This is a genomic window from Rhodopseudomonas palustris (genome assembly GCF_003031265.1).
Classification (GTDB): domain Bacteria; phylum Pseudomonadota; class Alphaproteobacteria; order Rhizobiales; family Xanthobacteraceae; genus Rhodopseudomonas; species Rhodopseudomonas palustris_H.
Window position 1 is genome coordinate 3364326 of sequence record NZ_CP019966.1, and the last position, 22119, is coordinate 3386444.

Sequence of the window (22119 nt, forward strand, 5' to 3'; positions counted from 1 at the left end):
GGGCAGCCGGCACGGCCGATCGTCGCCCGAACCGTCCCCCGAACGCGACAGAGTTTAATGGACCTGATTTCAACTTCCGAGCAGCTTGCCGACGCCTGCGCCCGTCTCGCCCGCCATCCCGTCATTACGGTCGACACCGAGTTTCTGCGCGAGACGACGTTCTATCCGCTGCTCTGCGTGGTGCAGATGGCGAGCGCCGACGAAGCGCTGGTGATCGACGCGCTCGCCGAAGGCATCGACCTGAAGCCGTTCTTCGACCTGATGGCGAACGAGCAGGTGCTGAAGGTCTTCCACGCCGCCCGCCAGGACATTGAAATCGTCTGGCACCGCGCCGGGATCGTACCGCACCCGATCTTCGACACCCAGGTCGCCGCGATGGTCCTCGGCTATGGCGACAGCATCGCCTACGACCAGCTGGTCGAGCGCATCACCGGTCACCGTCCCGACAAGACCCACCGTTTCACCGACTGGTCGCGCCGCCCTCTCACCCAGGAGCAGGTCCACTACGCGGTCTCCGACGTCACCCATCTGCGCGACGTGTTCGCCGCACTCGATGCCGACCTCAAGAAGCGCGGCCGCAGCGATTGGGTCAGCGAGGAAATGGAAGTCCTGACCTCGCCGAATACGTATGACGTCCACCCCGAGCGCGCCTGGGAGCGGCTGAAGACCCGCGTGCGCAAGCCCAAAGAGCTTGCGGTGCTGATGGAGATCGCGGCCTGGCGCGAGCAGGAAGCGCAGAGCCGCGACGTGCCGCGCTCGCGCGTGCTCAAGGACGATGCGCTCGGCGACATCGCCACCCACGCGCCGACCTCGTTGGAAAAGCTCGCCAACCTACGCTCGCTGCCGAAGGGGTTCGATCGGTCGAAATGGGGCACCGAGATCGTCGCAGCGGTGCAGCGCGGGCTCGCGCGCGATATGGCGTCGCTGCCGAAGATCGACAAGCCGCGGAACAACTCCAACGGCACCGCGATCGTCGAACTGCTCAAGGTGCTGCTGCGGATGACCTCCGAGCGCCACGCGGTCGCTGCCAAAGTCATCGCAACCGTCGACGACCTCGAACAGATCGCGGCCGACGACAATGCCGATGTCGGCGCGCTGCGCGGCTGGCGCCGCGAGTTGTTCGGCGAGGCGGCTCTCGCTCTGAAGCACGGCCGGCTGTCGCTTGCGATCGAACGCGGCAAGGTGATTCAGGTCGACCGCAGCGCAGCCACTCGGAGCTCAAGCGCCGAACAATGATCGTTCGACCGCAGCCTAATCTGCTTCAGCTCTTCTTTCTGGTTCAAGGCTCGGTGGTGCAGCGGATCTTTCCGCAGGCCCTGCTGATCGCGGCCTTGTCGGTGGCGGTGGTGTGGGCGCACCACGCCTATCCGGGCCTCGTCTCCGATTTCAACAGCGCGCCGTTCACGGTGCTGGGCATCGCGCTGTCGATCTTCATGGGCTTCCGCAACAACGCCTGTTACGACCGCTGGTGGGAAGCTCGCCGGCATTGGGGCGAGCTGATCTGTCTCAGCCGCAATCTGGCGCGGCAGACGCAGATTCTGCCCTGCTCTGGCGAAGAGCCGGAACGCAGCCGGCGGACGCTGCTGAGGCTGGCGATGGCGTTCGCCCAAGCACTGGTGCTGCATCTTCGCCCAGGAAGCGACACCACTAAGGTGACGCGCCATCTCACCGCCGAAACCCGCGCGCGCTATGAGGCCAGCTGCAACGCGCCCGAAGTCATCCTCTCGGCGATGCAGGCCGAACTGGCGGCGCTGCATCGTAGCGGCGAACTACGCGACATCCCGTTCCAGATCATCGATCGCACCATCGGCCAGATGGCGATGGTACAGGCTGCGTGCGAACGCATCCGTTCGACGCCGGTGCCGTTCGGCTATTCGCTGCTGCTGCACCGAACCGCTTACGTGTTCTGCCTCCTACTGCCGTTCGGTTTCGCCAACACGCTCGGCTGGCTGACGCCGTTCGCCACGGCGCTGGCGGCCTACACCTTCTTCGGCCTCGACGCGCTCGGCTCCGAGCTGGAAGAGCCGTTCGGCCAACTGCCCAACGATCTGCCGATCGCTGCGCTGGCCGATACCATCGAGATCAACCTGCGCGAGGCGCTCGGCGAAACCGACCTGCCGCCTCTGCCGAAGCCGGTCAACCACATCCTGGTGTGAGCCGCGAAGAGTTGCGCTGGCTTCAGCGCAGCACGATGGTCCCGGAGCGCCCGACCATCTTGGCGAGCTGCTTGAACCGGCTGCCGACGCGGTCGGCGACGAGATCGACCAGGCTGTGCTCGAACACCAGCATCAGCTTGCGGCCCTCGGTGCGGAAGTGCGTCGCAGGCAGCACGCCAGGCCGCGCCGCACTGATCAGATGCGCCACCCGGAACGCGGCCCCGAGCAGCCGGGCGCGTTCGTCGAGCGCTTCGGTCACCAGCTCACGCGCCGACATCGGCGGCTCGTTCTGTTCGCTGAAACCGGCGTAGCGGTAGTACACCGACAGCCCCATGAACGCGCGGTCGCGATGGGTGACGTCGCCGAAATTGGCATTGGCGATCAGCGACAGCGTCTGCTCGCCGCGATGATCCGGATGCACGCGCCAGCCGACGTCGGACATCAGGCAGGCGGCGCGGCGGAGCCGGCGATCCTCATCGGTTTCCTTGACCTTGGCGACGCGGAACAGCCGATCGGTCCACTCGATCAGCTCCTCGGCGTGCCGCGCCGACCGCGACAGCAACAGGTTCAGGTTCTGCGCGGCGCACAGCAGCCCGTCCTTGGCGCGCTCCTCCGGCGGCAGCTGCTCGTACAATAGTCCTTCGCGCACGCCATAGGTCGAGAACACGATCGTCTTCGGCTTGGCGATGCGGATGACGTATTCAAGCACGACCGCCGCATAAGCGAGCAGCGGCCGCCGCGCATCCGCGACGACTTCGATATCGGCGAGCTGATTAGCAGCCGCCAGCACCCGCAGCCGCTGCGCGAACCGCAAGGCTTCGGCTGCCGAGATCGAATAGCCGTGCATCACTTTGAGCGAATGGCCGCTCTGGATGATGTGGATCCGGGCGAGCGCACGCCAGGTGCCGCCGACCGCGTAGAACGTGCGGCCGCGAGCGGTCTTCAGCGGTCCCGCCTGGGACAGCAGTTGCTGAGCGATCCGCTCGGCGCGCTTGAGTGATTTCTGCGAAGCGTCCTGCAGAGCCAGGCTGCCGAGCGGCAGGGTCACGCCCTTGCGCACCGCGTTGCCGCGGACGTCGATCAGTTCGAGCGAGCCGCCGCCGAGATCACCGACGACGCCGTTCGGCTTGTGCACGCCGGAGATCACCCCGAGCGCCGACAGCTTGGCTTCGCGCGGTCCCGACAGGATCTCGATGGTGACGCCGCAGATCCGCTCGGCTTCGGCGATGAAGTCGGGGCCGTTCTTGGCATCGCGGCATGCGGCGGTCGCGATCGCGAACACCTTGCCAACCTTCATCACCCGGATCAGCGCACGAAACCGCCGGAGCGCCACCAGCGCCTTGCCGACGGCATCCTTGGTCAGCAACCCGGTGGTCTGCACCTCGCGGCCGAGGCCGCACAGCGCCTTTTCGTTGAAGACGGTGACCAGACTGCGCGCCAGCGCCTCGTAGACCACGAGGCGCACGGAGTTCGAGCCGATGTCGATGACGGCGACGCTGGGTTCGCGCCTGTGCGGCTGCTTGCTCAACGTCGTCGTCCCTTAGGAAGTCTGCTGGGACTGCTGACGTTCAGCACGCCGGGTGAGCCGGCGGGGTGAGGATTCCTGGAGCGACTTCCCACGGCCGGACAAGCTCGGATTGGTCATGAAGTAGTTGTGGACGTTGAAGGGCTCCTCGCCCTTGGCCGCCTTCATACGCGTCGACGATCCGTCCGGCAACAACCGCCAGCTTTGCTCGGTATCTTTCAGGTTGGCGACCATGATCTGCTCCAGCACCTGCTGATGCACGGTCGGGTTGAGCATCGGGCACAGCACTTCGACCCGGCGGTCGAGATTGCGCGGCATCATGTCGGCCGAGGAAATGTACACCGCCGCCTTGGCGCTCGGCAGGCCGTAGCCGTTGCCGAAGCAATAGATACGGCCGTGTTCGAGGAACCGGCCGATGATCGACTTGACCCGGATGTTGTCCGACAGACCGGGTACGCCCGGACGGAGGCAGCAGATGCCGCGGACCACCAGTTCGACCGAGACCCCTGCCCGCGAGGCTTCGTACAGCGCGTCGATGATCTCCGGATCAACCAGTGCATTCATCTTCAGCCAGATCGCTGCCGGCTTGCCGTGGCGGGCAAAGGTCGTCTCGCCGCGGATGTGCTCGAGCATGGTCTTGCGCAGCGTGATCGGCGATACCGCCATCTTCTCGATGTCGCTCGGCTCGGCGTAACCGGTGATGTAGTTGAACACCCGCGCAGCGTCGCGGCCGAGAATCGGATCGGAGGTGAAGTACGACAGGTCCGTATAAATACGCGCCGTGACCGGATGGTAGTTGCCGGTGCCGGTGTGGATGTACGTCGTCAGGCTGCCGCCCTCGCGCCGCACCACCAGCGACAGCTTGGCGTGGGTCTTGAGCTGCAGAAACCCGTATACTACCTGCACGCCGGCGCGCTCGAGGTCGCGCGCCCAGCGGATATTGGCTTCCTCGTCGAACCGCGCCTTGAGTTCGACCAGCGCCGTCACCGATTTGCCCGCCTCGGCGGCTTCCGCCAGCGCGCGCACGATCGGCGAGTTGTTCGAGGTGCGGTACAACGTCTGCTTGATCGCAACGACGTCGGGATCGCGCGCCGCCTGCTGCAGGAACTGAACGACGACGTCGAACGATTCATACGGGTGGTGGACGATCAGGTCCTTCTGGCGGATTGCCGCGAAGATATCACCGCCATGGTCGCGCACCCGCTCCGGATGCCGCGGCACGTAAGGCACGAATTCAAGATCAGGACGATCGACCCGGGTGAGCTGCGACAGCTCGTTCATCGCCAGCACGCCGTCGACCAGGAACACCTCGTCGTCGGCCGCGGTGAGCGCGCGCTGCACGAACACGCGCAGCTCCTCCGGCATGGAGGCGTCAACCTCCATCCGGATCACCGACCCGCGCCGCCGACGCTTCAGCGCGGTCTCGAACAGCCGCACCAGATCCTCGGCCTCTTCCTCGATTTCCAGTTCGCTGTCGCGGATGATCCGGAACGAGCCTTGCCCCTTGACGTGGTAGCCGGGGAACAGCCGCCCAATGAACAGCGAGGTCGCCTGCTCCAGCGTCATCACCCGGACGGTCTGGTCGCGGCCGTTCGCAGGCAGACGAATGAAGCGGTCGATCCGCGCCGGCATGCGGATCAGCGCGTTCATCGGCTTGCCGTCGGAGACCCGTGCCAGCTGCAGGCCGATGGTGAAGCCGAGGCTCGGGATGAACGGGAACGGATGCGCCGGGTCGATCGCCAGCGGCGTGAGCAGCGGGAAGATGTTGTGGAGGAAGTGATCCTCAATCCAGGAGCGCTCCGCCTTGGTCACGTCCTTGCCGTCCAGCAACAGGATACCGGAGTCGGCAAGCACGCCGCGCAGCTCCCGCCAGATCGACTGCTGGTCGCTGGCGAGTTTGGAGACCGCCTCGTTGATCAGCGCGAGCTGTTCAGACGGCGTCAGGCCGTCCGGGCTGCGCTCGGTGATGCCTTCGCGGATCTGCGCCTTGATACCGGCGACGCGGACCATGAAGAATTCATCGAGGTTGTTGGCCGAAATCGACAGAAACCGCACCCGCTCCAGCACCGGGTGGTGCGGATTGACCGATTCTTCGAGCACCCGACGGTTGAAGTGAAGCCATGACAGCTCGCGATTGATGAATCGCTCGGGGCCGGCAGCAATCATCGACGCCGGCTCGGCCTCGCCTTTTTTCTCTTCGATGGCAATCACTTGCTCGGAGTCCATGAGAAATTGATCCAGACCAGGATGGGGCGCACCGCGGCTGCGGCGCCGCGAGACAATGCTGACGCTGCATGACGTTTCCATGACATTGAGAAACGAGGCGCAGAAACCGTCAAGCGGCCCGCCTTCCCGCCATATGCCGCAGGGCGGGCGCTAGTCGGCGCGCAGCACTTCGGATGCGAGCGCCCGGGTCACCGGGCGGCCCAGCCGGAGCGCCATGGTATCGAGCTTTTCCACCACCTGGCGCGCGGCCACGAATGACCGGTCGATCCGGTTGGCGAGGTAACCGACCAGCGCAGCGTCGATGCACATCTGGCGGTCGGCGCAGAACTTGACGATCAGGGCGCGAAACAGCGCATCGTCAGGCGGCAGCAGGGACACCACCGGCACGGCCCGCAGCCGCGACTTCAGGTCGCGCAGGTCGATCGACAAGGCTGCCGGCTCGACCCGGCCGGTGAACAGCACATAGGCCTCGTCTTCCCGCGCCATGTTCATCAGGTGGAAGAGCGCCCGCTCGTCGAAGCTGCCCGGCACAAGGTCTTCCACCACCACCGCGCCGGTCGCCAGCGCGCCGGGCACCGCTGCGGCATTCAGCGCCTGCGCTGCGGTCGACCGCGCGCCCGCCAGTTCGGCCCAGATCGCTGCCAGATGGCTCTTGCCGCTGCCCTCGGGGCCAACCAGCATCATGATACGGTTGGGCCAGTCCGGCCAGCTCTCGATCAGAGACAGCGCCGCGGTGTTGGCTGAACCTTCCAGGAAATCCTCGCGCGACAGGCTTTCGGCATGCGGCAGGTCGAGGGCTAATTGTCGAGGTTCAACGCGAACTGGCACGGGGCGCTCCATGCCGGCCCAAAACGCGGCCGGCCGACGCGGTCAACGGCTTGGCTCGATCGTGCTCATATGCCGCATCCACTCGACGAGATAGAGGGAGACGGAAAGCAAGGTCAAGACGGTCACCGCGCCCATCAGAAAGAGGTCGTAAGGCGCCGGTTCGAAGCCGAAGGCGAGCGCGCCGAGGATCAGCGCGGCGAACGAGACCTGGGCGACGGTGTTCAGCTTCGACACCATCAGCGGCTTCATCGGGATCGGCCGCCCGAACACCCAGGAGATCATCACCGCGCCGACGATCATGATGTCGCGCGACACCACCAGGATCACCAGCCAGCGCGGGATCGCCCCCCAGATCCCGAGCGAGACGTAGATCGAGACCAGCAGCGCCTTGTCGGCGAGCGGATCGAGCAGCGCGCCGAGCTCGCTGGACATGTTGAAGCGCTTGGCCAGAAACCCGTCGACCGCGTCGCTGACCCCGGCCACCACGAACACCGCGAAGGCGATTTCCATCTCATTGGACGCAATCGCCCAGACGATCACCGGCACCAACAGGATGCGGCAAAGCGTAATGATGTTTGGAATGCTCACGCAACGTTCCCGGCTTCCGGCCCAAATCCGCCGAAAAACCTCGACTTTCGACGGTTGAGCGGGCTGGTTTTCTACATAGACCATGCTGGGTCCCCTTGCGAGCCATTGCACGCTGGCGGAATCCGACGTAACCACCCCAAAACATCGGCCGGGCGCGGACAAGCGGGACTTAGGTCTAGCGTCGTCGCGCCGGCGAAATCGACGGCGGGCTCCGCCCTGGCGACGGATGCCCGGGTGCCGCACAGCTTGAATTGGGAAAACCGGGCATGACCGAGCGGAAGCACGGCCTCACCTACGCCGACTCCGGCGTCGACATCGATGCGGGCAACCGGCTCGTCGATCTGATCAAGCCGATGGTTCGCGCCACCGCACGGGCCGGCGCAGATTCCGAGATCGGCGGCTTCGGCGGCCTGTTCGATCTGAAGGCGGCCGGCTTCAAGGATCCGGTGCTGGTCGCCGCCACCGACGGCGTCGGCACCAAGATCAAAGTGGCGATCGACGCCGGCCTGCACACCGGCATCGGCATCGACCTGGTGGCGATGTCGGTCAACGACCTCGTGGTGCAAGGCGCCGAGCCGCTGTTCTTTCTCGATTACTTCGCCTGCGGCAAGCTCGATCCCGAGGCGGCCGCCGAGATCGTCGCCGGCGTGGCGGAAGCCTGCCGCGAGTCCGGCTGCGCGCTGATCGGCGGCGAGACCGCCGAAATGCCGGGCCTGTACAAGGACGGCGACTACGACCTCGCCGGTTTCTCGGTCGGCGCTGCCGAACGCGGCACGCTGCTGCCGTCGAAGGACATTGCCGAAGGCGATGCGGTGATCGGGCTGGCGTCCTCCGGCGTGCACTCCAACGGCTTCTCGCTGGTCCGCAAGATCGTCGAGAAATCCGGCCTTCCCTATGACGCGCCAGCGCCGTTCTCGCCGGTGATGACGCTCGGCGGTGCGCTGCTGGCGCCGACCAAGCTCTATGTGAAGTCCTGCCTGCAGGCGATCCGCGACACCGGCGCCGTCAAAGGCCTCGCCCACATCACCGGCGGCGGCTTCACCGAGAATATCCCGCGCGTGCTGCCGAAACATCTCGGCGTCGGCATCGACCTGCCGCGGATCCCGGTGCTGCCGGTGTTCAAGTGGCTCGCCGAACAAGGCGAGATTGCCGAACTCGAGCTGCTGCGCACCTTCAACTGCGGCATCGGCATGGTCATGATCATTAAGGCCGACGCCGTCGATCAGGTCACTGAGAGCCTCACCGCCAGCGGCGAAAGCGTGCACCTGCTCGGTCAGGTGATTGCCGCCAAGGGCGAGCAGCGCGTGGTCTATGACGGCCACCTTGACCTCGCCTGGTGAGCGCACCGATGAAGCCTCGCGTTGCTATCCTGATTTCCGGGCGCGGCTCCAACATGGCCGCGCTGATCGAAGCCGCGGCTGAAGACGGCTTTCCGGCCGAGATCGCTGTGGTGATTTCCAATGTAGCAACGGCGGGCGGTCTTGCGATCGCCGAGCGCAGCGGCATTGCCACCGTGGTGATCGAAAGCAAGCCGTTCGGCAAGGATCGCGCCGGCTTCGAAGCCAAGCTGCAGGCCGAGCTCGACGCGCGCGGCATCGAGCTGATCTGCCTCGGCGGCTTCATGCGGCTGTTCACGGCCGAGTTCGCGCAGCGCTGGTACGGCCGGATGCTGAACATCCACCCGTCGCTGCTGCCGTCGTTTCCTGGCCTCGATCCGCATGGCCAGGCGTTGCGCGCCGGCGTGAAGATCTCCGGCGCCACAGTGCACTTCGTCACGCCGGACACCGACGCAGGCCCGATCATCGTCCAGGGCGCGGTCCCGGTGCAGGACGACGACACGCCGGACACGCTGGCCGCACGCGTGCTCGCGGTCGAGCATCGCATCTACCCAGAGGCGCTACGGCTGCTCGCTGCCGGCTTGCTCCGGTTCGACGGCGATCTCTGCCGGTCCGCCACGCGAAGCGCAGCTGAGCGAACGCTGATCGTGCCCGCGGCCAGCTGAGCGGCAGCACGAAGTTCCCCCGGCTTTCGACCGGGGGCAGTCCGACGAACCTTCGGCTTTGAATTAGGAGATCTTCAGGTTCTCCGCCGAGGTACGACCGCGATTTTCGACCAGATCGTACTCGATCGCCTGGTTCTCGTTGAGCGTGCTCAGCCCAGCGCGCTCGACCGCCGAAATATGGACGAAAACGTCCTTATCGCCCGTGGTCGGACGGATGAAGCCATACCCTTTTGTGGGGTTGAACCATTTGACGGTGCCCTTTTGCATCGCCTGCCTCCCGATCTAGATACAAAAAAGACGCGGCACGCTGCCCGCGTGCCACGCCACAAACGGCGAACCCAATGCGATATCGATTTCCCAGTCGCGAAACATAAAGCCGAAGGGGCCAGATCCGATTGCGGGTCAATTGCAACACGAAATTTGTGGTATAGCAAGTGTCGCGCAACGCACCGTGCTGATCTCGTGTAGTACGTAGCGTAACTGATCAGTTCCGATGCAGCGCACGCTGCAATCTGCAGCACGCGTAGTTCGTCCGCCTCACCGCTGCTGCCTGTTTCACTCGCACTGACTCAATTTCGCGCATGCGAGCCGCGATGCCGTTTGCTGCACCGCCGAACTGCGTCGTCACTGCGGCGAGGATGCGACAATATTGGACACCTGCCAGACGTGGCCACCCCCGCCTCTGTCCGGTAAGCTCCCTTCTGAATCGGCGCAGCCGGTTCCACGGACATCCACCCATCACCAAGGAGCCGTTGATATTTTGGCGAACGATCTTCAAGCTAGCTCTCCTGCGGTGAGAAATCGAATTCTGGCGCAGCTCGCACCGGACGATTTCGAAGCGCTTAAACCATTGCTCCGGCCCGTCGAGTTTCGCGGTCGCGCTGTACTGCAGGAGGCCAACCGACGCGTCGAATGCGTTCACTTCATCGAGGACGGCCTGGTGTCGCACCTCTCTGGAACCCGCACCGACTTCGTTGAAACGGCCATGGTCGGCTATTTCGGCTACGTCGGGGTTCCGTTGGTGCTGGGAGCCGATGTCGCGTCGCAGCGCTCGGTCGTGTGCATGCCGGGAACTGCGCTGAGGGTTGAGGCCGACGATCTGGCACGGGTGATGGCCGACCGGCCGCAGATCCGTGAAGAGATGCTGCGCTACGTGCCGGCTCTGATCGCCCAAAATACACAGAGCGTGCTCTGCGCCGCCAAGCACGAAATCAATCAGCGTCTTGCACGCTGGCTGCTGCTGGCGAACGATCGCATTCAAAGCGACGTGCTGTACATCACACACGAACTGCTCGCCTCCAGCATGGGCGTTCGCCGTGCGAGCATCACCAACGCGCTGCTGCAGCTCGAGGCTGAAGGTGTGGTGGAGAAGCGCCGCGGTGCGGTGCGGATCGTGGATCGCCAGGCGCTGGAAAGCCGCACCTGCGATTGCTACCACATTGTGCGCGAAGCCTATGATCGCACCCGCACCGTCGAGTGCTGCGGTCACGATGGGGCCGATCACAGCCACGGCTTAGTCGCCGGAACTGCCTGAGACCAGCCCACTTTCAGGTCATGGAAAAAGCGAGCCGCCCGGCTCGCTTTTTTCTTGTCCGGTGCGGCAGCGGCAAGCTGCGGTTATGCGCCCTGCTCGACCGATTGCCGGCTTCGCCAGATCGATCCCGCGATCAGCACCACGATGGCGCCGACCACGGCAAACAAATGCTCGCCGACGCCGCCGTTGCTGGCGAGGTGCGTGTACATCCCCACCATTGCGAACAGCGCGTCGAGCTGACCGCCGATCGGCGCATCGAGCTTGTGCACCAAAGGCAGCACGACCGGATCGGTGGCGATCACCTGCCCGGCGATCCAGCCGAGCAGCGCAGCACCGGCCCACACCAGGATCGGCAGTTTCTCCAGAACCATCAGGATCAGTGCCGCGCCCGCCACGATCAGCGGAACGCTGATGGCGAGCCCAAGGATCAGCAGCGGCACGCTGCCATCCGCGGCAGCCGCGACCGCGATGACGTTGTCGAGACTCATGATGATGTCGGCAACGACAACGATCTGAACGGCGTGCAAAAGATGCGAGGCCGCTTGGACGCTGTCTTCGTCTTCGTTCTCGGGGACCACCAGCTTGGCGGCGATCACCAGCAGCGCCAGGCCGCCGACCAGCTTGAGATAAGGCCACTCCATCAGCGTGGCGACGATGCCGGTGAAGACGATGCGTAGCAGGACGGCAGCGCCCGCGCCGAGCACCATGCCCCACAATCGATGGTTCGGCTTCAGCCCGCGGCACGCGAGCGCGATCACCAGCGCGTTGTCGCCAGACAACAGCACGTTGATCCAGATGATCTTGCCGACGGAAATCCAGAATTCGGGCTGCTGAACGCCGCTCTTGAATTGGGCGACGATCGACCAGAAGGTCGCGGGGTCAAAGACGTGCAGCACCCAGTCCACGATCTTTCCCCGACTGCGCCGGCATCCCGCGGCCGCCGAAGATCAGCGGCCGGGGACGTCCGACGGGTAATGCTTATCCGACGATTTCGTTGCCCGAGAAGAACTGGGCGATCTCGATCTTGGCCGTTTCCGCCGCGTCCGAACCGTGCACCGAGTTCTCGCCGATCGACTTGGCGTGCAGCTTGCGGATGGTGCCGTCAGCCGCCTTCGACGGATCGGTCGCGCCCATCACGTCGCGGTACTTGGCGATCGCGCCCTCGCCTTCGAGCACTTGAACCACCACCGGGCCGGAGATCATGAAGTCGACCAGCTCGCCGAAGAACGGGCGTTCCTTGTGCACGGCGTAGAAGGTCTCGGCCTGGTCGCGGGTCATACGGATGCGCTTCTGGGCGACGATCCGCAGACCGGCCTTTTCGATCAGCGCGTTGATCGCGCCGGTGATGTTGCGCTCGGTCGCATCGGGCTTGAGAATCGAGAAAGTCCGTTCGATCGCCATGGAATGTCCTTGAAAGCTAAGGGCGGGAGGAGTTGCCGGGCTTATATCGGCGCCGCCGCGCGCGGGCAAGCTGCGGGTGGCGATTCATCCGGCACTGATCTGTTCGTGCCGGTTGCCTTTGCGGCCCGACCCGGCCAAAACGCGCCATGCTCACGCTTACCGACATTTCGATCCGGCTCGCCGGACGGCTGTTGATCGACCAAAGTTCGGTCCAGATCGCCCCCGGCGCTCGCGTCGGCTTCATCGGCCGCAACGGCGCCGGTAAATCCACCCTGTTTCGCGCGATCCGCGGCGAGCTTGCAACCGAGACCGGCCGGATCACCCTGCCGCCGCGATGGCGGATCGGCAGCCTCGCCCAGGAGGTCCCGAACGGGCCTGAGACGCTGCTGGAGGTGGTGCTGGCCGCCGACATCGAGCGCGCCGCGCTGCTGCACGAAGCCGAAACCGCCCTGGACCCGCACCGCATCGCCGATATTCAGACCCGGCTGGTCGACATCGACGCGCACTCCGCGCCGGCGCGGGCCAGCGCCATTCTCAGCGGCCTCGGCTTCTCCGATGCCGACCAGGCGCGTTCCTGCTCGGAATTCTCCGGCGGCTGGCGGATGCGCGTGGCGCTGGCCGCGACGTTGTTCGCCGCGCCCGACCTGTTGCTGCTCGACGAGCCGACCAACTATCTCGACCTCGAAGGCACGATGTGGCTCGAGGATCATCTCGCCAACTATCCGCGCACCGTGATCGTGATCAGCCACGATCGCGACCTACTCGATACGTCGGTCAACGAGATCCTGCATCTCGACCGCGGCCGGCTGGTCCACTTCCGCGGCAGTTACTCGGCCTACGCGGATTTCCGCGCCAACAAGCTGGCGCTCGACGCCAAGAACGCGAAGCGTGACGAAGCGCGGCGCAAGCATCTGCAGGACTTCGTCGACCGCTTCAAAGCCAAGGCCACCAAGGCGCGGCAGGCGCAATCGCGCGTCAAGATGCTGGAGAAGATGAAGCCGATCGCACCGCTGGTCGCGGACGATACTCCGGAGATCAACTTCCCGGCCCCTGAGAAAACGTTGTCGCCGCCGATCATCGCGGTCGACAACGTGGCGGTCGGCTACGATCCGAAACATCCCGTGCTGCGCCACGTCACGCTGCGGATCGATCCGGACGACCGCATCGCGCTGCTCGGCTCCAACGGCAACGGCAAGTCGACCCTGGTGAAGCTGCTGGCGAACCGGTTGGCGCCGTTCTCGGGGTCCGTGACGCGGGCGGACAAGCTGTCGATCGCGTACTTCGCGCAGCATCAACTCGATGAGCTGAACGAGGACGGCTCGACCTATGACCACGTCCGCAGGCTGATGCCGGATGCGCCGGAGAGCAAGATCCGGGCGCGCGCCGGCGCCATGGGCTTCTCCGGCAAGGCGGCCGACACCCTGGTCAAGAGCCTGTCGGGCGGCGAGAAGGCGCGCCTGCTGCTCGGGCTCGCGACCTTCTACGGTCCGAACATGATCATCCTCGATGAGCCCACCAACCATCTCGACATCGACAGCCGCGCGGCGCTGGCGGAGGCAATCAACGACTTCCCCGGCGCGGTGATCATGGTGTCGCACGACCGCTATCTGATCGACGCCTGCGCCGATCGATTGTGGGTGGTGGCCGAGCACAAGGTGAAACCGTTCGACGGCGATCTCGACGATTATCGCCGGGCCGTGCTGTCCTCCCGTGGCGCCCGAACGACGTCGTCAGAGACCAAGGAACGCAAAGCCGATGACAGCGCCGCCAAGGCGTCGGCACCGCGCCCCAAGAAGACGGTTTCGCTGAAGCAGCAGATCGCCGATGCCGAAGCGGAGATCGACCGCATCACCGCGATCATCGAGAAGATCGATGCGGCGCTGGCGATCCCGGACCTTTTCACCCGCGATCCGAAACAGGCCGCTCAACTCAGCACCGCGCGCGCCAACGCGCAGGCGGCCTTGCAAGCTGCGGAAGAGAAGTGGCTGGAGGCGAGCGCGGCGCAGGACGCCGCGCAAAGCTGAGCGCTACTGCGCCGATCGCGCGCTTCGCTTCTTCGCGCGCGTCGGCTTGCGTTCCTGAACAGCGTCCGGTGCACGCTCGATCGCGCTGAGCCGGCCCGCCGTGAAGGTATAGATGCCGGCACGCGCCCCGCGGTTGTAGGTCAGGACCGCGAGACGGTCGCCGCGCTCATTGTTCGACAGGCTGACATGATCCGGCGCACCGAGGCCGCGCGCGACGTCGCATTCGGTGTGGCCGAGCGCGACGGTGCCGCCTGCCGTCATCGGAGCGGCCTGCCCGTCCTGCGGTGCGTTGGGATCGCCCGGCGCCGGCCCCATGCCAGGGCAGCGGCCGTCAGCGCTGATCAGGTCTTCCGGGGTGACCGGTTTGTCCGGCGTCAGCGGCGGGGTTTCGATCGAGATGTTCTTGATGAACACCCGGCCCGGCTTCGAGAACCACTCGGCATCGCGCGACAAGAATTCAGGGGTGCCGGAACAGCCCGCAAGCAAGGGCGTGGTCAGCGCCAGCGTGATGAACAGCGGCCGCACGGAAAACTTCTGATACACGATCGATCGCGCCCCAATAGAGATCTTAAGCACTTGTCCAATCACCGATTTACGGCACCACCGTGACGGCCTTGCCGTAGCCCTGCGGTCGTCTTCAGCATCCACAGCCTGTTGCCTGGTCTCGCCCGCCTAGTCCCGCCGCTGCCAGCGACCGGCCTCGTCGGCCTGCCAGTACGTCACCTCAAAAGCCTTCGCTTTGCACTGCTTCCAGGCGTCGCGCGCCATTGCCACCGCCTCGTCGTCATCGCCGTTAAACAGCAGCACCATCCGTTCGTAGCTGCCCGAATCCTCGGGCAGCGCTGCGTTGTCGACGAGGAACCGGACCTTGGCTCCGTTCGGATTGCCCTCGCCCGTCGTCAGCAGGATCGGCTGTTGCGCGGCATCTGCCACACGCCAGGTGGCGTGCGGCAGAAACGAGTCGTCGCGATAGGTCCAAAGATGCGAGTCGAGCGCGTCGGCCCGCTCCTCGGACGTCGACTGCACCACCACCCGCCAGCCGCGCGCGAGTGATTTCTCGAGCAGCGGCGGCAGCACCTGTTCGACGGTCCTGCCTTGGAGGTGATAGAACAGCACTTCGGTCATCGCGCCGATTACTTCTTGGCTTCGTAGTACTCCGCCACGAGCTGATTGAGCAGACGGACGCCGTAGCCCGAGCCCCAGCTCTGATTGATCTCGTTCTTCGGCGAGGCCATCGCGGTGCCGGCGATGTCGAGATGCGCCCACGGCGTGCCGTCGACGAAGCGCTGCAGGAACTGCGCCGCGGTGATCGAACCGCCGTTGCGCGATCCGGTGTTCTTCATGTCGGCGAACTGGGAATCGATCTGCTTGTCGTATTCCGGGCCGAGCGGCATCCGCCAAACCTTCTCGCCGGTGGACTGACCAACGGCGGTCAGCCGCTCCGCGAGCTGATCGTTGTTGGAGAACAGGCCGGCATATTCGGTGCCGAGCGCCACCATGATGGCGCCGGTGAGCGTCGCCAGATCGACCATGAACTTCGGCTTATGCTTCTGAGCCACGTACCAAAGCACGTCGGCCAACACCAAACGGCCCTCGGCGTCGGTGTTGATGATCTCGATGGTCTGGCCCGACATCGAGGTGACGATGTCGCCCGGCCGCTGCGCGTTGCCGTCCGGCATGTTCTCGACGAGGCCGATTGCGCCGACCGCATTGACCTTGGCCTTGCGGGCCGCGAGCGCGTGCATCAGGCCGACGACGCAGGCCGCGCCGCCCATGTCACCCTTCATGTCTTCCATGCTGGCCGACGGCTTGATCGAGATGCCGCCGGTGTCGAAGCACACGCCCTTGCCGACGAAGGCGAGCGGCTGCTCGCCCTTCTTGCCGCCGTTCCAGCGCATGATCACGGTGCGGCCGGGATGTGCCGAGCCCTGCGACACGCCGAGCAATGCGCCCATCTTCAGCTGGGTCATCGCCTTGACGTCGAGGATCTGGACCTCGACGCCGAGCTTCTTGAGCTGTGCCGCCCGCTTGGCGAATTCTTCCGGATACAGCACGTTCGGCGGCTCGTTGACGAGCTCGCGCGCCAGGATGACACCATCGACGACATGGCTGTCGGGCGTGAACGCCTTCTTGACCGCTGCCGGATCGGCCACCGCGAGCGTAACGCTGGCATTCGCCGCGCCGGTCTCGTCGTCCTTCTTCTTGGTCTTGTAGCGATCGAACTTGTAGGCCCGCAGCCGGATGCCGGAGGCGATCGCAGCCGCCTGCTCGGGCTTCATCGCGCCGGTCGGGAGATCGGCAATCACCGTCACGGCCGTATCGCCCGCACCGATCTTGCCGGCAACGGCGCCGCCGAGCTTGAGCAGATCGTAATCATTGATCGACGCGACCTTGCCGGCGCCAACGACGATCAGGCGGCCGACCTTCAAGCCTTCAGGGGCCAACAGATCGAGGGCGGAACCGGGCTTGCCCTTGAATTGCGCGGTGGCAGCCGCGCGCTTGACGGTGGCAACCGCTGCCCCCAAGGCCTTGGTCGCCGTCGCGCCGAACTTCAGACCGTCGTCGCAGAACACGATCAGCGTGCCGCGCGCGGGCGTAGAAAACGGGACGAAACCGACCTTGACGGCGTCGGGCATTGGCATTCCTCCAAAAACAGGCTGTCGGCGGAAACGATCCGGCAGGCGCGGGTCCAAAGCCGTTGTTTTGGAGCGTTGAGGCGTCAAGTCAAGACAACATCGCTAAGCCGCGCAGCTTTCACAGGAAAGTGGATTGCGCGGCGCCCCGCCGGCGGATCGGCGGCGAGGTCACCGTCAACGGGGCAGTCGCCCTGTCTTTACATTGCGCGAGACGGGAATCTGTGGTCTTCGGGAGCCGGTCGCGCACCATTAACCATATCCCCAGTGCGCCGCGTCCCGGCCATTTTGTTGACAGATCAGACAGATGGTAATGGCAACCTGGGACAAGGCCGGGCTTTCCGCCCTGGGGAGGATTCATCATGAATCCGGGCGGCCATAGAATCCGGATTCGAGGGGATCGTACTGAGCGATGGGCTCCATCGACCGCTATATCTTCCGCACGACGCTGGTGTCGTTCGCGGTCGTGATGGGCAGCCTCACGGGTGTGATCTGGATCACCCAGGCGCTGCGCGGCATCGATTTGATGACCAGCCAGGGCCAGACCATCATCACCTTTCTCGGGCTGACCGGCCTCGCCGTACCGGTGCTGGTGCTGGTGATCGCCCCGATCGCGCTGATGATCGCGGTGGCCCACACCCTCAACCGACTCGCAACCGATTCCGAAATCATCGTGATGAACGCCGCCGGCCTGTCGCCGATTCGGCTGTTCCGGCCGTTCTTCTACGCCACCATGGTGGTGGCGGCGCTCGTGATCATCATCGGTGCCTATATCGCCCCTGATGGGCTTCGCCGGATCGCGCGGTGGGACAGCGAGATCACCGCCGACGTGCTCGCCAACGTGCTGCAGCCCGGCCGGTTCGCTCAGCTCGAACAGGGGCTGACGATCCGGGTTCGCGAACGTCAGCCGGGCGGTCTGCTGGTCGGCGTGTTCATCGACGACGCCCGCGCGCCCAACGAGCGCATCAGCATCATCGCCGACCACGGCACCGTCGTGAAAAACGACAAGGGCTCATTCCTGGTACTGGAAGACGGCCACCTCGAGCGTTTCCAGACCGGCAAGGAAGAGCCCGCGTTAGTGGCGTTCAGCCGCTACGCCTTCGACATGTCGAAGTTCTCGCGTGCCCGCGATGTCGCCTACGGCATTCGCGAACGCTATCTGTGGGAGCTGTTGTGGCCGGCGGAGAACGATCCGCTGCTCGCGCGGCTGCCGACCGAATTCCGCTCGGAAATGCACGATCGATTGCTGGCGCCGATCTATCCGTTCTTCTTCGCCGCGGTCGCCTTCGCCTTCCTCGGCCTTGCCCGCACCACCCGACAGAGCCGCAATTTCTCGATGGCCGGCGCGGTGCTGGTCGCTTTCGTCGTGCGACTCGCCGGGTTCGCGTTGTCGGTGATCGCCAACAAGACGCCTTACGTGGCCGGGTTGCAGTATCTGCTGCTGTTCGTCGCCACCGGGACGTGCCTATGGCTGATCAACCGCAACGTCGTGATCGAACCGCCGGCGCGTGTAACTGAAGCCCTGAACGCCTTCAATGCGTCGATCGCCCGGTTGATCCGGCGACCGGTGCCGGCGTAACGCGGGGCGCATGATGGTCGTCAACACGCTCGGACGCTATTTCGCTCGCCGCTTCGTGATCGCCTCGCTCGGGGTGTTCTTCGGGCTATTCGTGCTGCTAGTGTTCGTCGACTATGTCGACCTGCTGCGCCGTGCTGGCGGCCTCGCCGTCTCGGCGTTCTATGTCGCGCAGGCCTCGTTCTGCCGCGTGCCGCAATTGCTCGAACGGCTGCTGCCGTTCTGCATCCTGATCGGCGGCATGACCTGCTACCTGGCGTTGTCGCGCAGCCTTGAACTGGTGGTGGCACGCGCTGCCGGGCTTTCGGCCTGGGAGTTCATCTCACCCGCCCTGTGGAGCGCGATCGCGATCGGCATCTTTGCCACCACCGTATTCAATCCGCTGTCCGCGCACATGCAGGAGCGCGCCAAGCAGATGGAAGCCGAAATGTTCGGTGAGAACACCGGCGGGCTGCAGGATGCCAACGGCTTTTGGATGAACCAGGTCAGCCCTGACGGACAGGCGATCATCAACGCCGCACGCAGCCAGCAACAAGGCGCGGTCCTCACCGGCATCACGGTGTTTCGATTCGAACCCGACTTCCAGTTCAAGGACCGAATCGAGGCGCGGGAGGCGGTGCTCGAACCGGGGCATTGGCTGCTTAAAAACGTACGCCGTTATACAATGAACGGTGCCCCGGTAGATCAAGACACCCTTGAGTTGCCGACGTCACTCACACTCGCGCAGGTCCGCAACAGTTTTGCCACGCCCGAAAGTGTGTCTTTTTGGCAACTTCCGACCTACATCAAGTCGTCGGAAAACTCCGGTTTTGCGACCGCTGGCTATCGCCTGCAGTATCACAAGCTGCTGGCAAAGCCGTTTTTGCTGGCCGCGATGGTCATGCTAGCTGCTTCTGTGAGCTTGCGATTCTTCCGTTTCGGCGGCGTGCAAAAGATGGTTTTGAGTGGCGTGGCCGCAGGCTTTCTGCTCTATATCCTGTCGAAAGTGACCGAGGATTTGAGTAAGGCTGAACTGATGCATCCGCTTGCTGCAGCGTGGTTGCCCGTGTGCGTGGGCGGTCTCGCTGGATTTCTAGCCTTGCTCTATCAGGAGGACGGATAGTGGCTGCGATGGCCGCCCTCCATGGAAAGCTGTCGACCAAGCGTCGGCGCACCAAGGTGCGCCGCGAGCGTGTGGTGACGGCTGTATTGCTGACGCCGTTTGCTGTGCTCGCGCTTGCGGGCGGGATGCAGGCGGTCGCGATCGATTCCGCCTCCGCTCAGGGCTACACCTACAATCCGCGCCCTGCCCGGCCGAAGCCGCCTCCGCCGCCGGCCGCCAACAATGGCCAGATGCTGGTTCAGGCCAGCGAGGTCAATTACGACTACAATAACAAGCGCGTCGCCGCGGTCGGCAACGTGCAGATGTATTATAACGGCACCACCGTCGAGGCTGATCGTCTGGTCTACGACCAGGACACCAAGCGGCTGCGTGCCGAGGGCAACGTCCGCATGACCGATGCGGACGGCAAAATCACCTACGCCAATTTCCTCGATCTGTCGGACGACTATCGCGACGGCTTCGTCGACTCGCTGCGGGTCGATACGGCGCAGGACACACGCATCGCGGCGTCGCGCGCGGACCGCACCGGCGGCAATTACAACGTGTTCCAGAACGGCGTGTACACCGCGTGCGCGCCCTGTAAGGACGATCCGAAAAAGCCGCCGCTGTGGCAGGTCAAGGGTGCACGGATCATCCACGACCAGACCGACAAGATGCTGTATTTCGAAGATGCTCGGATCGAGTTCTTCGGCGTGCCGCTCGCCTACATGCCGTATCTGTCGACCCCGGATCCGACGGTCGCGCGCAAGACCGGCTTCCTGATGCCGGCTTACACGAGCAACACGACGTTCGGCTCAGGCTTCGAGATCCCATTCTATTGGGCGCTCGCGCCCGACTACGACGTCACGATCACCCCGCGCATCACCACCAAGCAAGGCGTGTTGATGCAGGGCGAGTTCCGGCAGCGCCTGCTGGACGGTGCTTACGAGGTCCGCGCCTACGGCATCAACCAGTCGGACCCCGCCGCCTTCGGAGCGAATACGCCCGGCAACCGCGACCTCCGCGGCGCCGTCGATACCAAAGGCCAGTTCGCACTCAACGACAAATGGGTCTGGGGCTGGGAAGGCGTGCTGATGTCCGATCGCGCGTTCTTCCTGGACTATCGGCTGGCGCAATATCGCGACAGCTGGGGCACGTTCCTCAATCAATCGACCGAAGCGACGTCGCAGATCTATCTGACTGGCGTCGGCAACCGGTCGTATTTCGACATTCGCGCGATCCACTATCTCGGTTGGGCAGCGGCGGATATTCAGGGCCAGATCCCGGTCGTGCACCCGGTGCTCGACTATTCGAAGACGCTCGATCAGAACATCTTCGGCGGCGAGTTCAGCTACAAGACCAACCTGACCAGCCTGAGCCGCCAGACGGCGCAGTTCGATCCGGTCACCACCATCGCCAACACCACGGGGCTTTGCCTCAACACGTCGGCCGATCCGGCGGCGCGGCTGCCGTCGAGCTGCTTGCTGCGCGGCGTTCCAGGCACCTACACCCGGTTGACCGCGCAGGCCGACTGGCGGCGGTCGTTCACCGACCCCTACGGCCAGATCTGGACCCCGTTCGCTTCGCTGCGCGCCGACGCGATCGACGCCTCGATTTCGAACCAGCCGGGCGTGTCGAACTATCTGCTGCCGGGCGACACTCAGGCGATGCGGCTGATGCCGACCGTCGGCCTGGAATATCGCTATCCGTTCATCAACGTTCAGCCGTGGGGCACCACCACGATCGAGCCGATCGCGCAGGTGATCATCCGTCCGAACGAGTCCTACGCCGGCAAGCTGCCGAACGAAGACGCACAGACCATGGTGTTCGACGCCAGCAATCTGTTCAGCGTCGACAAATTCTCCGGCTACGACCGCGTCGAAGGTGGCGGCCGCGCCAATGTCGGCGTCCAGGCGACCACGCAGTTCGATCAAGGCGGCTCGGTCAACGTGCTGTTCGGCCAGTCCTATCAGCTGTTCGGCCTGAACTCGTTCGCGGTGGCGGACGCCACCAACACCGGCCTCGACTCCGGTTTGGCCAAGCCGAAGTCGGACTATGTCGGCCGGGTGTCGTACTCGCCCAACTCGACCTACAAGTTCACGACCCGCGCACGCTTCAACGAAGCGACGTTCAACGTCGAGCGGTTCGAAGCCGAGGCCAGCGCCAGCTTCAATCGCTGGTCGGTGAGCATGATCTACGGCAACTACGCCGCCCAGCCCGATCTCGGCTTCCTGACACGTCGTCAGGGCATTCTCGGAACCGGCTCCGTGAAGCTTGCTTCTAACTGGGTGGTTTCTGGCGGCGCCCGTTGGGATCTTGAAGCTAACAGGATCAACCAATACATCGTCGGCGCCGGTTACGTGGACGACTGCTTCGTGTTGGCGCTGAACTACGTCACCGGCTATTCCTACGCCAACTACGGAACGACGCCGACGCTCAACCACTCGGTCATGGTGCAGATCGGACTCCGCACCATCGGCATGTTTGCGATGCAGCAGAGTGTGTCTGGCGCATCGAGCGGCATGTTCGGCCAATAGCGCGCGCC

19 protein-coding genes are annotated in these 22119 nt (G+C 64.6%); 9 read left to right on the forward strand and 10 right to left on the reverse strand.

The features are described 5' to 3' along the window. Positions 1 to 57: 57 nt before the first annotated feature. Positions 58 to 1236 carry a ribonuclease D gene (gene rnd, locus RPPS3_RS15680; RefSeq protein ID WP_107344920.1) on the forward strand — a complete coding sequence of 393 codons (1179 nt, stop codon included), beginning with the start codon at positions 58 to 60 and terminating at the stop codon, positions 1234 to 1236. Further along, positions 1233 to 2156 (forward strand): bestrophin family protein, encoded by a 924-nt coding sequence (locus RPPS3_RS15685; RefSeq protein ID WP_107344921.1) that lies wholly within the window; start codon positions 1233 to 1235, stop codon positions 2154 to 2156. Before rnd ends, RPPS3_RS15685 begins: the two co-directional genes overlap by 4 nt. 22 nt (positions 2157 to 2178) lie before the next feature. Here the strand turns inward: RPPS3_RS15685 and ppx are convergent, their stop codons facing one another. From ppx to RPPS3_RS15705, 4 genes are all read right to left on the reverse strand, one after another. Beyond that, positions 2179 to 3684 (reverse strand): exopolyphosphatase, encoded by a 1506-nt coding sequence (gene ppx / locus RPPS3_RS15690; protein WP_107344922.1) that lies wholly within the window; start codon positions 3682 to 3684, stop codon positions 2179 to 2181. Positions 3685 to 3696: 12 nt separating this feature from the next. Further along, positions 3697 to 5907 (reverse strand): RNA degradosome polyphosphate kinase, encoded by a 2211-nt coding sequence (locus RPPS3_RS15695; RefSeq protein ID WP_107344923.1) that lies wholly within the window; start codon positions 5905 to 5907, stop codon positions 3697 to 3699. A gap of 150 nt (positions 5908 to 6057) precedes the next feature. Beyond that, a complete protein-coding gene (locus RPPS3_RS15700) occupies positions 6058 to 6747 on the reverse strand; it encodes a DnaA/Hda family protein (protein ID WP_205502614.1) in 690 nt (229 codons plus the stop codon). A gap of 30 nt (positions 6748 to 6777) precedes the next feature. Then, positions 6778 to 7323: a CDP-alcohol phosphatidyltransferase family protein gene (locus tag RPPS3_RS15705; RefSeq protein ID WP_107344924.1), complete on the reverse strand. Its 546-nt coding sequence runs from the start codon at positions 7321 to 7323 to the stop codon at positions 6778 to 6780. A 266-nt stretch (positions 7324 to 7589) separates the two neighbouring features. Between RPPS3_RS15705 and purM the strand changes: the two genes are divergently transcribed. Then, positions 7590 to 8663 (forward strand): phosphoribosylformylglycinamidine cyclo-ligase, encoded by a 1074-nt coding sequence (purM, locus tag RPPS3_RS15710; RefSeq protein ID WP_107344925.1) that lies wholly within the window; start codon positions 7590 to 7592, stop codon positions 8661 to 8663. A gap of 8 nt (positions 8664 to 8671) precedes the next feature. Continuing rightward, positions 8672 to 9325, forward strand: a complete 654-nt coding sequence (gene purN / locus RPPS3_RS15715; RefSeq protein ID WP_107344926.1) for a phosphoribosylglycinamide formyltransferase — start codon at positions 8672 to 8674, stop codon at positions 9323 to 9325. A 63-nt stretch (positions 9326 to 9388) separates the two neighbouring features. Here purN and RPPS3_RS15720 read toward each other — a convergent pair whose 3' ends face one another. Then, positions 9389 to 9592, reverse strand: coding sequence for a cold-shock protein (locus RPPS3_RS15720; RefSeq protein ID WP_013502093.1), 204 nt, complete (start codon positions 9590 to 9592; stop codon positions 9389 to 9391). A gap of 493 nt (positions 9593 to 10085) precedes the next feature. Between RPPS3_RS15720 and RPPS3_RS15725 the strand changes: the two genes are divergently transcribed. Further along, complete coding sequence (locus RPPS3_RS15725; RefSeq protein WP_107344927.1) at positions 10086 to 10859, forward strand: Crp/Fnr family transcriptional regulator; 774 nt, start codon at positions 10086 to 10088, stop codon at positions 10857 to 10859. Between the two features lie 83 nt (positions 10860 to 10942). Here the strand turns inward: RPPS3_RS15725 and RPPS3_RS15730 are convergent, their stop codons facing one another. Together RPPS3_RS15730 and ndk are read right to left on the reverse strand one after the other, a co-directional pair. Further along, entirely contained in the window at positions 10943 to 11764 is an 822-nt protein-coding gene (locus RPPS3_RS15730) for a TerC family protein (RefSeq protein ID WP_107344928.1), read from the reverse strand. 73 nt (positions 11765 to 11837) lie between these two features. Next, entirely contained in the window at positions 11838 to 12260 is a 423-nt protein-coding gene (ndk, locus tag RPPS3_RS15735) for a nucleoside-diphosphate kinase (protein ID WP_011158602.1), read from the reverse strand. A gap of 146 nt (positions 12261 to 12406) precedes the next feature. Here ndk and RPPS3_RS15740 point away from each other — a divergent pair, with 146 nt between their 5' ends. Then, on the forward strand, positions 12407 to 14284 hold the full coding sequence (locus tag RPPS3_RS15740) for an ABC-F family ATP-binding cassette domain-containing protein (protein WP_107344929.1): 1878 nt from the start codon (positions 12407 to 12409) through the stop codon (positions 14282 to 14284). Positions 14285 to 14287: 3 nt separating this feature from the next. On the opposite strand, the gene RPPS3_RS15745 is transcribed toward RPPS3_RS15740, so the two are convergent. The 3 genes from RPPS3_RS15745 to RPPS3_RS15755 all read right to left on the reverse strand — a co-directional run bounded on the left by RPPS3_RS15745 (position 14288) and on the right by RPPS3_RS15755 (position 16920). Beyond that, positions 14288 to 14827: a hypothetical protein gene (locus RPPS3_RS15745; RefSeq protein ID WP_107344930.1), complete on the reverse strand. Its 540-nt coding sequence runs from the start codon at positions 14825 to 14827 to the stop codon at positions 14288 to 14290. Between the two features lie 129 nt (positions 14828 to 14956). Continuing rightward, a complete protein-coding gene (locus RPPS3_RS15750) occupies positions 14957 to 15409 on the reverse strand; it encodes a DNA polymerase III subunit chi (RefSeq protein ID WP_107344931.1) in 453 nt (150 codons plus the stop codon). 8 nt (positions 15410 to 15417) lie between these two features. Further along, a complete protein-coding gene (locus tag RPPS3_RS15755; RefSeq protein WP_107344932.1) occupies positions 15418 to 16920 on the reverse strand; it encodes a leucyl aminopeptidase in 1503 nt (500 codons plus the stop codon). 409 nt (positions 16921 to 17329) lie between these two features. Here RPPS3_RS15755 and lptF point away from each other — a divergent pair, with 409 nt between their 5' ends. Genes lptF through RPPS3_RS15770 form a run of 3 tightly spaced genes read left to right on the forward strand, consistent with a single transcriptional unit; the run spans position 17330 to position 22111 of the window. Then, entirely contained in the window at positions 17330 to 18496 is a 1167-nt protein-coding gene (gene lptF / locus RPPS3_RS15760) for an LPS export ABC transporter permease LptF (RefSeq protein ID WP_107344933.1), read from the forward strand. Positions 18497 to 18509: 13 nt separating this feature from the next. After that, positions 18510 to 19595 (forward strand): LPS export ABC transporter permease LptG, encoded by a 1086-nt coding sequence (lptG, locus tag RPPS3_RS15765; RefSeq protein ID WP_107346633.1) that lies wholly within the window; start codon positions 18510 to 18512, stop codon positions 19593 to 19595. An 8-nt stretch (positions 19596 to 19603) separates the two neighbouring features. Further along, positions 19604 to 22111, forward strand: coding sequence for an LPS-assembly protein LptD (locus tag RPPS3_RS15770; RefSeq protein ID WP_199852145.1), 2508 nt, complete (start codon positions 19604 to 19606; stop codon positions 22109 to 22111). The last annotated feature ends 8 nt before the right edge of the window (positions 22112 to 22119 follow it).

Bases quoted from the DNA above. Each gene is read 5' to 3' on its own strand.
- rnd (WP_107344920.1), top strand. From the start codon at position 58: ATGGACCTGATTTCAACTTCCGAGCAGCTTGCCGACGCCTGCGCCCGT.
- RPPS3_RS15685 (WP_107344921.1), top strand. From the start codon at position 1,233: ATGATCGTTCGACCGCAGCCTAATCTGCTTCAGCTCTTCTTTCTGGTT.
- RPPS3_RS15695 (WP_107344923.1), bottom strand. From the start codon at position 5,907: ATGGACTCCGAGCAAGTGATTGCCATCGAAGAGAAAAAAGGCGAGGCC.
- RPPS3_RS15700 (WP_205502614.1), bottom strand. From the start codon at position 6,747: ATGGAGCGCCCCGTGCCAGTTCGCGTTGAACCTCGACAATTAGCCCTC.
- purM (WP_107344925.1), top strand. From the start codon at position 7,590: ATGACCGAGCGGAAGCACGGCCTCACCTACGCCGACTCCGGCGTCGAC.
- purN (WP_107344926.1), top strand. From the start codon at position 8,672: ATGAAGCCTCGCGTTGCTATCCTGATTTCCGGGCGCGGCTCCAACATG.
- RPPS3_RS15720 (WP_013502093.1), bottom strand. From the start codon at position 9,592: ATGCAAAAGGGCACCGTCAAATGGTTCAACCCCACAAAAGGGTATGGC.
- ndk (WP_011158602.1), bottom strand. From the start codon at position 12,260: ATGGCGATCGAACGGACTTTCTCGATTCTCAAGCCCGATGCGACCGAG.
- RPPS3_RS15740 (WP_107344929.1), top strand. From the start codon at position 12,407: ATGCTCACGCTTACCGACATTTCGATCCGGCTCGCCGGACGGCTGTTG.
- RPPS3_RS15750 (WP_107344931.1), bottom strand. From the start codon at position 15,409: ATGACCGAAGTGCTGTTCTATCACCTCCAAGGCAGGACCGTCGAACAG.
- RPPS3_RS15755 (WP_107344932.1), bottom strand. From the start codon at position 16,920: ATGCCCGACGCCGTCAAGGTCGGTTTCGTCCCGTTTTCTACGCCCGCG.
- lptF (WP_107344933.1), top strand. From the start codon at position 17,330: ATGGGCTCCATCGACCGCTATATCTTCCGCACGACGCTGGTGTCGTTC.
- lptG (WP_107346633.1), top strand. From the start codon at position 18,510: ATGGTCGTCAACACGCTCGGACGCTATTTCGCTCGCCGCTTCGTGATC.
- RPPS3_RS15770 (WP_199852145.1), top strand. From the start codon at position 19,604: ATGGCCGCCCTCCATGGAAAGCTGTCGACCAAGCGTCGGCGCACCAAG.